Raw genomic sequence first — 8,842 nt, 5'->3', positions numbered from 1 at the left:
CCCCCCCCCCCCCGACGCCCTGCTTGCCGACCACATCGCAATTTGCACCGCCGCCCCTCTCCCCCGCCCCTCTCCCACTTCGCGGGAGAGGGGAGAAAACCGGCAGAGGGGATACGAGAACCAGTGATTCAGCACAGCAACGCTTCGTGGGCGTTAAGGCAATTTCGCGCGGAGGCGGTCTAGCCAGGTTGGCGGAAACTTCAATTCCCCCTCGGGGGAGCGCCCATGTTGTAAATCACACCTCCGTCGTACCAGATCAACTGTCTGTCGGCGTCGAAGAATAATCTTTCCACCAGCAGTTCACGCGATTTGGCATCGTAAAGGCGAAAGAGAAACGTATCTCTTCCACCGACGAAGCATATTTCACCGAAGTATTTGGGTGGTCCGTCCATCCCTCGCGCATACGCAGGCTGATATTGCCGCATGCATTCGCCCATTTGCGACCGCGTCCATAGTCCCCATGCATATGGGATGCCAGCGAATAATGCAGCGACGAGGATCAGTGCAATGGCGCAGAAACGTTTCATGAGTGTCATGGTAGCTTCGCCCGGAGGCGGTCTAGCCAGGTCGGTGGCAAACTAACTCCTCCATCCGGGGTGTACCAGACAAAATTCTCGCCCCACGTCAAGTGCATGTCCGTGTCGCGATACTGGCGTTCAGCCAACAATACGCGCGTTTTCGCATCGTATAAGCGAAAGAGGTAATCGTGCCGTCCTTTCCCGACCCAGCAGATATCGCCGATGTACTGCGGTGGAACTCCTGCCTTCCGCCCATAGGTCGGCTGGATCTCCCGGATGCAATCGAGTTCTTTCGCGCGCTCCCACGTACCACACGAATACGGAAGGCCGAGCAGTAAGCCTACGATAAAAAGCGGAACAGAATAGTGACGCTTCAACAATGTCAAGGCAACTTCGCCCGCAAACGGTCCAGCCACGTTGGCGGCAATCGAACACCCTCATCGTCCGAATACCAAACGAAATCTTCGCCCCATATGAGTTCAATTTCAGTACTGCGATAGTGACGCTCCACCAACAACTCGCGCGTTTGCGCATCGTACAGCCGAAAGAGATAGTCGAGATTACTCCGCCCGACAAAACAAATATCCCCAATGTATTTCGGTGGCACTCCTGGCTTCCGCCCATAGGTCGGCTGGATTTCTCGGATGCACTTGGCATCCTGCGCACGCTCCCAAACGCCACACGAATACGGTAGGCCGACCAGTATTGTCGCAACAATAAGCAGGACAGAATAACGGCGCTTCATTGATCAAACTCCATGACGACATGGTCTCGCATTGGAACGCGATATTTGTCCGAATATAAAATCAAGTCACCGCCTTGTCGGTGCTTTAATTGCCATTCCCTGTAGTCCTTGTTTCGCACAGGATAGTAGATATTATTCTCAGACGCCGTGTCGTTTCGCTGAGCAACAAAGTTGAAACGATCTGATGCCGAAATTTCGCCCACCGCAATTGCCGCTGGAACTAAAATGAAACCAGTCTTGTTCCAGTGTCCAAGGTATTGAGTTCCCCTGGTTCGATCAAGAAACGTGAAGGCATCCCGCATGTAAATGGAAACACCATAGATAGTAAGGCGAGTTCGCCCCGGGCGTAGGCGAAAATAGGTGTAGCTATCAATGGCTGCGTAAAAAGAGAAGGTTCCAAGTGTCCCATATAAATCATCCATCCAAACACCGTTCGGGGCCGCTACTCCTTTTGCTGCCATGGCAAGCTTAGCCGCAATACCATCATCCACTCCAATCAGTTGGTATTGGAAGACTCGATGCTGGGCATGAATATCCTCGTCGCACATCCTCCAGGCATTAACACAATATGGGGATGTCTTTATCGTCCCAAATTTTTTTGCGAGCGCCGCTCTTGCTCGTTAGTTAAATAATGTCCCCGTCAAAAGCTCATCAAACTTTTCCTTTGCACGCGGAAACTGAAGTATCCAATCCAGTTTGATAGTCGTGGTATCAATCATGGTTTCGGGAAATGGCTTTCCTTCGTGATTGATCGCTTTAACTTCGCCCTCCTTCGTACTCACATAATTCAACTCCCCCGAAAACCATTTCCGCTGAATCTTCGCCGCCATTGGCCATCCGATCCGGTCCATCGCTGCCGGGATGTCCTGCAAATCGAAAGGCTTGATAGGAGGCGTCTTGACCGCAGGCGCGGCCGTGGCTGGCGCTGCTGGCGGTTTCGGTGGTTTGGGAGGGGGTGGCGTGTTCAGCCATTCGTGAAAATCACGAAACCCTTCTATCAGACCCTTGGGGGGCCGCGTAGGTACGGCGGCTATCTTGGGTGCTGGCGGCGGGGGTGGCTGGTCGCGGAGCTTCGGGGGCGAGCGGCTGAGTGACAAGGCACAACGCGCGGCATCGACGGGAATGCACGTATTGCCTTTGTCCTTCCAGGATGGAAGGAGGAAGCCCTTTTCCAGAAGGGGATACTGCGGTCCTGAAGCACTCATGTCGACTCACTCCGCTAGCGATGTCACGTTCTAGCAGGTGCGTCACACAGCTTTAAATCGCAGAACTCCTAAAAGACAACCGGGACGTCAACATCAAAGCTCCTCCTCCACCGGCAGCATCCTCAACACCGCCTGCTTGAACTTGTCCCACGCGTTCATGTCCGGTTCGCTCTTGTAGATCCGCAGTACCCCATCCTCCCGCGTCACCCATTCCAGCGATTTTCCGTCTTCGGACAGCACCACCTGGTAAGCCGCGTCCAGCAGGGACTCGTCCACGCCCTGGCTCAGCATGTCGCACAGTTCCTTGCTATCCACCACGATGCCCATCTCGGTATTGAGCCGGGCCGAGCGCGGGTCCAGGTTCAGGGAGCCGATAAACAGCTGGTGGCGATCCACCATATACGTCTTGGCATGCAGGCTGGCACGGCTGCTGCCGCCGGGGCCGTGGCGCCGTTTCTGCTTGGCCAGTTCGGCATAGGCTGTGGGTTTCAGTTCGTACAGGATCACGCCCGCCTCCAGCAGTGCGCGGCGGCGGTGCGCGTAGCCTGCGTGGACGGCTGACACATCGGTGGCGCCATAGGAGTTCGTCAGGATGCGGACCTGCACGCCGCGCTTCTGCATGTCGGTCAACCACGTCATGGCGGAATCGGGCGGCACGAAGTATGGCGAAATCAGCGTCAGGTCGTGCCGGGCGCCTTCGAGGAACTTCACAAGCTGCGGAATGGCGTGCGTGGAGTTGTCGTCGGGCGGGGCCATGACTTTGGCGGCGCGGTCGGCAATGACGGTGGCCTGCCCCCAATAGCTGATCAGCTTGTCCTGCGACAGCAGTTGCACGATGCCGGTTTCGAGCACCGATTTGCCATAGGGCGTGGCGCGCATGGCTACCGCGTGTTCGTCGAGGTAGGTGCGCAGCTTCTGCCGCTGCGTGTCACCTTCGTCCCCGGAGAGCGGCTTGGCCAGTGCGGATAGCGGATAGGCCGCCTCGCTGTTCCAGTAATCGTCGAATACCGCCGACACCCGGGGCACCACCGGTCCACCCGCCAGCAGGTCGAGGTCCGTGAAGTCGGTATCCGCTGCGCCGTAGTAGGCATCGCCCACATTGCGGCCGCCGACGATGGTCAGTTGGTTGTCTGCGGTCATCGACTTGTTGTGCATGCGCCGATCGATACGCCGGAACGCCGTCACATACTCGAACAGCCGCACATTGCGGCTGGCGAACGGGTTGAACACCCGTACCTCGATGTTCGGATGTGCGTCCACGGCCGAGAGCGGTTTGTCCTGCCCTGCCAGATGGATATCGTCGAGCAGCACGCGCACGTGCACGCCACGGTCCGCTGCCGCCATGATTTCCGCGAGCAGGGTCAGGCCGGTGCTGTCGGCGTCGAAGATGTAGTACTGGATGTCGAGGCTGCGCTGGGCCGTGCGCGCCAGCGCAATGCGCATGGCAAAAGCGTCGGTGCCGGCCAGCAGTGGATAGAACACCGATTCGCCAGGGTGCTCCGCCAGCCTTGGGGCCAGGCCCCGCGCCAGTGCCGTATCGGCGGTGTCCTGCCGCGCGGCCTCGGGCGGCAACTGCGGGCGTGGCGGCAGGCTGGCACACGCCGAGAACAACCCGGCCACGAAAATCATCCACAGGCGCGATGCCCACGCAGGCGCCGATCGAGTCCCGAACGTCATGCCGTCTCCGGTGATTGTTCCAGTCGGAACAATGGACTTACGCGAAACAGACGCTTGCGATAGTACTCCGCCCTGCTAAGCTAGCGATACTTTCATCATGCAAGCTATATAGCTTTCGCGAATATTGTTATGTCGATCCAGTCCGCCCAGCCCGCCCGGCCCAGCCTCTTCGATCCACTGTCGATCGGAGACTTCCAACTACCCAACCGCATCGTCATGGCACCGTTGACCCGCCTGCGTGCGGCCGATCCGGTACATGTGCCGAACGCCGTGATGGCCGAGTACTACGCCCAGCGCGCCAGTGCCGGCCTGCTGATTTCGGAAGGCGTGCCCATCTCCCCGGACGGCGTCGGGTATGCCAACGTGCCGGGTATCTGGAGCGACGAGCAGGTGGCTGGCTGGAAACAGGTGACCGATGCCGTGCATCGCGCCGGTGGCCGTATCGTGGCGCAGCTCTGGCACGTGGGGCGGATTTCGGATCCCGCCCTGCTGCAGGGCCGCCAGCCGGTGGCACCGAGCGCCATCGCCGCCGATGGCCACGTCAGCCTGCTGCGTCCGCAACGTCCGTACGAGGTGCCGCGCGCGCTGACCGTGGAGGAAATCCAATCGGTGGTGGCCGATTTCGGGCGCGCTGCGGCCAATGCCAAGGCAGCCGGCTTTGACGGTGTGACGATCCACGCGGCCAACGGCTACCTGCTCGACCAGTTCCTGCAGGACGGCAGCAACGCGCGTGACGACGCCTACGGCGGCTCGGTGGAAAACCGCGCGCGCATCCTGCTCGAAGTGACCGATGCCGTCACCGCTGTCTGGAGCGCGAACCGCGTGGGCGTGCATCTGGCGCCGCGTTCACCCAGCCATTCGATGTCCGATTCCCAGCCCGCGCAGACTTTCGGCTACGTTGCGCAGGCGCTGGGCCAACGCGGCATAGGGTTTCTGTTCGTGCGCGAAACCCGTGGCGAAGGCGCCCTGCTGCCCGCGCTCAAACGCGCGTTCCGTGGTGTGGTGATTGCCAATGACGGTTTCGATCAGACTGCCGCGCAGGCTGCATTGGACAGCGGCGCCGCCGATGCCGTGGCATTCGGGCGCGCCTACATCGCCAATCCGGATCTGGTGGAGCGCCTGCAGCAACAGGCGGCGCTCAATGCGGTAGACCCGACCACGCTGTACGACACAGGTGGCCTGGGTGCACGCGGTTACACCGACTACCCGACGCTGGCTCAGGCAAGCTGAGCCAAACGCCGAAGCGAAACGAGGACGTTCACCCCTGCACGGGGTGAATCGGAATCACGGTGCGGGCGCCGCATTCACGCAGCAGCTCGCGCAATTCCTTGATGACGGGGAAGACCTCGTGATTCCAGTCCTCGCCCTGACTGTCGTGGGCACGTTGCTCCATTTCCACGATCTCGCGGTCTTCCTTGAAGATACGTTCGGTGAACCAGACCAGCAGCGGCCAGGCGAGGTCGAGCGCAAACGGCACGCCGGGACGCCGGATCGACAACGTGCCGAAGGTGCGATTGGTGCGCTGCGCCGCGTCAAGCGGCACATAGGCAATCCACAGGTCCATCACCAGCGTGCCTGACGAAGTACGAATCTGCAGCGTCTGATACGGATAGCCGGTGCGAACCGTCATCACGTCCTTGTTGTTCTGCCCCCCGTCCTTGCCGAACACCAAGGCTTCGCCCACGGGCTGCTTGCCCTGCTCGCGTTCGAACGTGTAATCGACCTCCACATAGCCCTCGCCCCGGCGCCGTCCCAACGAGCGCGCGCGCATCATGCCCATCTGCTTGCGATGCAGGAACTGATGGTTCATGTCCATCAGGTTCTCGTGCATGAACGAGTAGTGGCACTTCACTGCACGGCCCAGGCGGCGAGTCTTGTACTTCGGATCGGTCACCGACGCGAACTCGGGCAGCGGCTGCTCGGCAGCCAGCGCCGGGTTGCCCGGAAACACGAAGATCAGCCCGGCGCGCTCTTCGCACGGATAGGCGCGCACGCCGTTGGGCAGGCGCTCTTTGCCTAGATAGGGCACGTCGATGCAGCGGCCCGAGCAATCGTAGGTCCAACCGTGGTAGCAGCAGCGGATGGCCTCGCCGTCCACCACGCCAGCATGCAGCGGCACCTGCCGGTGCGCGCAGCGATCTTCCAGCGCGAACAGCTTGCCTGTGGCGGTGCGCACAATCACGATCGGATCGCCCGCGAAGGTCACGCCATGGGCCTTGCCGGCCTTGACTTCGCGCGACCACGCCAGCGGATACCAGTAGTCGGGATGGATCGGCACGCGGCGCAAGTCTCGCGGCGGCGCCTCGGGCCGCACCGCATTTGCGGAACCGACCGAGGCATCGGCCACCGCTCCCGTGACGGGATCGGTGGAACGGCGGTCTAGCGCGGACTCTGCGTACATGCGGGCGTCTCCGGGAGCGGCGGTGAAGATTGTGGGATCGGGATCATGGGTGCGGACCCTTAGACAATCGACTCTAGCGTAACGGCCATGCCGCGGTCTGTCAGCTTTTATCCGACTGGCGTCGGCGGGGCGTACGTGCCGCGTCAACCTCCGAACGGGTGGAGCGCCATGTAGCGCCCTGTCCGGACGACTGATTTGCAACACAATTCAGTCCGAATCCTCTGCCTGCCGCAAACGGGGGTATGCTTGCCGGCAACTTACATACCGTCGTGTACGTATCGACATGACCCGCGCCGCCCCTGCGCCGGGATCTCGCCCCGAGACCGGCAAGAACCCTGCCTCGTATCGCACCCTGGTGGAGTCGATCACCGACTACGCCATCTTCTCGCTCGATGCCACCGGGCATATCACCAGCTGGAATCCCGGCGCGCAGCGGATCAAGGGCTGGACGCGCGAGGAAATCCTCGGCCAGCATTTTTCGGTTTTCTATACCGACGAGGCCAACGCCCGCAACTGGCCGGCCATCGAACTGGAGGCGGCTGCCCGCCAGGGGCGGTTCGAGGACGAAGGCTGGCGCCTGCGCAAGGATGGGTCTCGGTTCTGGGCCAACGTCATCATTACTGCGCTGCACGACGAACAGGGCGAACTGATCGGCTTTGGCAAGGTCACGCGCGACATGACCGAGCAACGGCGCACTGCCGATGAACTGCGCCAGAGCGAGGAGACGTTCCGGCTGCTCGTGGAAAGCGTCAAGGACTACGCCATCTTCATGCTCGACGTGGGCGGCCATGTGGTCAGCTGGAACTCGGGCGCCTCCTATATCAAGGGCTATCGCCGCGACGAGATTCTTGGCAAGCATTTCTCGGTGTTCTATCCGCCCGAGGACCTGGCCACCGACAAGCCGGGCCGCGAATTGGTCATCGCCCGCGAGGTAGGCCGGGTCGAGGACGAAGGCTGGCGTGTGCGCAAGGACGGTTCGCTGTTCTGGGCCAACGTGACGATCACGGCCATCTACGACGAGAAACGCGCCTTGCGCGGCTTCGCCAAGGTCACGCGCGACATGAGCGAGCGCAAGCGGCTGGCGGAACTGGAGCAATCCGAACAACGCATGAACGAATTCCTGGCCACGCTCTCGCACGAACTGCGCAACCCGCTGGCGCCCATGCGCAATGCGTTGACGGTGATGCAGTTGCGCCCGGACGATTCCGCCGCAATGCAGAAGAGCGTGGGGCTGGTCGAGCGCCAGATGTCGCACCTGACGAGGCTGGTTGACGACCTGCTCGATGTCGGCCGCATCGCCGCCGGAAAAATCGACCTGCGTCACGAAGCCGTGGATGCCACGGAGATCCTGACCCTCGGCATCGAAGCTGCCGAGCCGGCCCTGGCCGCGAAATCGCAGACCGTCACGGTCACCACCGACGCCGGCGCCCTGCCGCTGTTCGTCGACAAGACGCGGCTCACCCAGGTCATGCAGAACCTGCTGCTCAACGCATCGAAATTTTCGGCGCCGGGCGCAGCTATCGCTGTGGCCGCCTCGGTACGCCAGCGCACGCTGGTCATTCAGGTGATCGACCACGGGCGTGGCATCTCCTCCAGCTCGCTCGAATCGATTTTCAACCTGTTCGTGCAGGAGGATCGACCCGGCAGCAGTGCGCAGGGCGGCCTGGGCATCGGTCTGTCGCTGTGCCGCTCTCTCGTGGAAATGCACGGCGGCTCGATCACCGCCACCAGTGAGGGGCCGGGGCTGGGTGCCGCGTTCACGGTGCAGCTACCGCTGGCCGCGACACACGACACCGCTCATCCCCCCGACGGGGGCGCCACCACGCCCGGCCACCGCCTGCGTATCCTGCTCGTCGACGACAACCGGGATGCGGCCGACAGCATGTCGATCCTGCTGGAAATGTCTGGCCACGAAGTCACCATCGCCTACGACGGCATGGAAGCCATTCACGCCGCCGCCCGCGTCCGTCCCGAGGTTGCCTTGATCGACCTTGCCATGCCCGGCATGGACGGCTTCGCCGTGATCCACGCGCTGCGCGGCATGCCTGCGCTTTCCAATACACGGTATGTGGCGCTCACCGGCTTCGGCCAGACCTCGGATCGGGAGCAGACCAAGGCGGCGGGGTTCCATACGCACCTGGTGAAACCGATCGAGCTGGATGTGTTGCTGAAGGTGATCGGGGGGGAGTGAGGTAAATAGCGAACAAATCCCGCTGGTTTTCGCCCCTCTCCCATGCAATGGGAGAGGGGCGAAAACCAGCGGTAGGTCATGGGCTGGCAGGCACCGCCCACACCC

The 8,842-nt window shown here is 61.5% G+C and carries 6 protein-coding genes and 1 pseudogene; 2 read left to right on the top strand and 5 right to left on the bottom strand.

The features are described 5' to 3' along the window. Positions 1-200: 200 nt before the first annotated feature. From ABDB81_RS21060 to ABDB81_RS21045, 4 genes and pseudogenes are all read right to left on the bottom strand, one after another. Positions 201-536 carry a hypothetical protein gene (locus ABDB81_RS21060; protein ID WP_346813399.1) on the bottom strand — a complete coding sequence of 112 codons (336 nt, stop codon included), beginning with the start codon at positions 534-536 and terminating at the stop codon, positions 201-203. 364 nt (positions 537-900) lie between these two features. Further along, positions 901-1,263, bottom strand: coding sequence for a hypothetical protein (locus ABDB81_RS21055; RefSeq protein ID WP_346813398.1), 363 nt, complete (start codon positions 1,261-1,263; stop codon positions 901-903). Next, positions 1,260-2,468 (bottom strand): annotated as a pseudogene (locus ABDB81_RS21050) (DUF6402 family protein). Before ABDB81_RS21050 ends, ABDB81_RS21055 begins: the two are co-directional and overlap by 4 nt. 93 nt (positions 2,469-2,561) lie before the next feature. Next, a complete protein-coding gene (locus ABDB81_RS21045) occupies positions 2,562-4,145 on the bottom strand; it encodes a phospholipase D family protein (RefSeq protein ID WP_346813396.1) in 1,584 nt (527 codons plus the stop codon). A 129-nt stretch (positions 4,146-4,274) separates the two neighbouring features. Between ABDB81_RS21045 and ABDB81_RS21040 the strand changes: the two genes are divergently transcribed. Then, entirely contained in the window at positions 4,275-5,375 is a 1,101-nt protein-coding gene (locus ABDB81_RS21040) for an alkene reductase (protein ID WP_346813395.1), read from the top strand. A gap of 28 nt (positions 5,376-5,403) precedes the next feature. Here ABDB81_RS21040 and ABDB81_RS21035 read toward each other — a convergent pair whose 3' ends face one another. Further along, positions 5,404-6,546 carry an aromatic ring-hydroxylating dioxygenase subunit alpha gene (locus ABDB81_RS21035; protein WP_346813393.1) on the bottom strand — a complete coding sequence of 381 codons (1,143 nt, stop codon included), beginning with the start codon at positions 6,544-6,546 and terminating at the stop codon, positions 5,404-5,406. Between the two features lie 283 nt (positions 6,547-6,829). Between ABDB81_RS21035 and ABDB81_RS21030 the strand changes: the two genes are divergently transcribed. Next, on the top strand, positions 6,830-8,737 hold the full coding sequence (locus tag ABDB81_RS21030) for a PAS domain S-box protein (protein ID WP_346813391.1): 1,908 nt from the start codon (positions 6,830-6,832) through the stop codon (positions 8,735-8,737). The last annotated feature ends 105 nt before the right edge of the window (positions 8,738-8,842 follow it).

Origin of the sequence: Cupriavidus sp. DL-D2, from assembly GCF_039710735.1 — a bacterium.
In the GTDB taxonomy this organism is placed as follows: domain Bacteria; phylum Pseudomonadota; class Gammaproteobacteria; order Burkholderiales; family Burkholderiaceae; genus Cupriavidus.
Note: the sequence above shows the minus strand (reverse complement) of the source record. Positions and strands in the feature narration are given on the sequence as shown.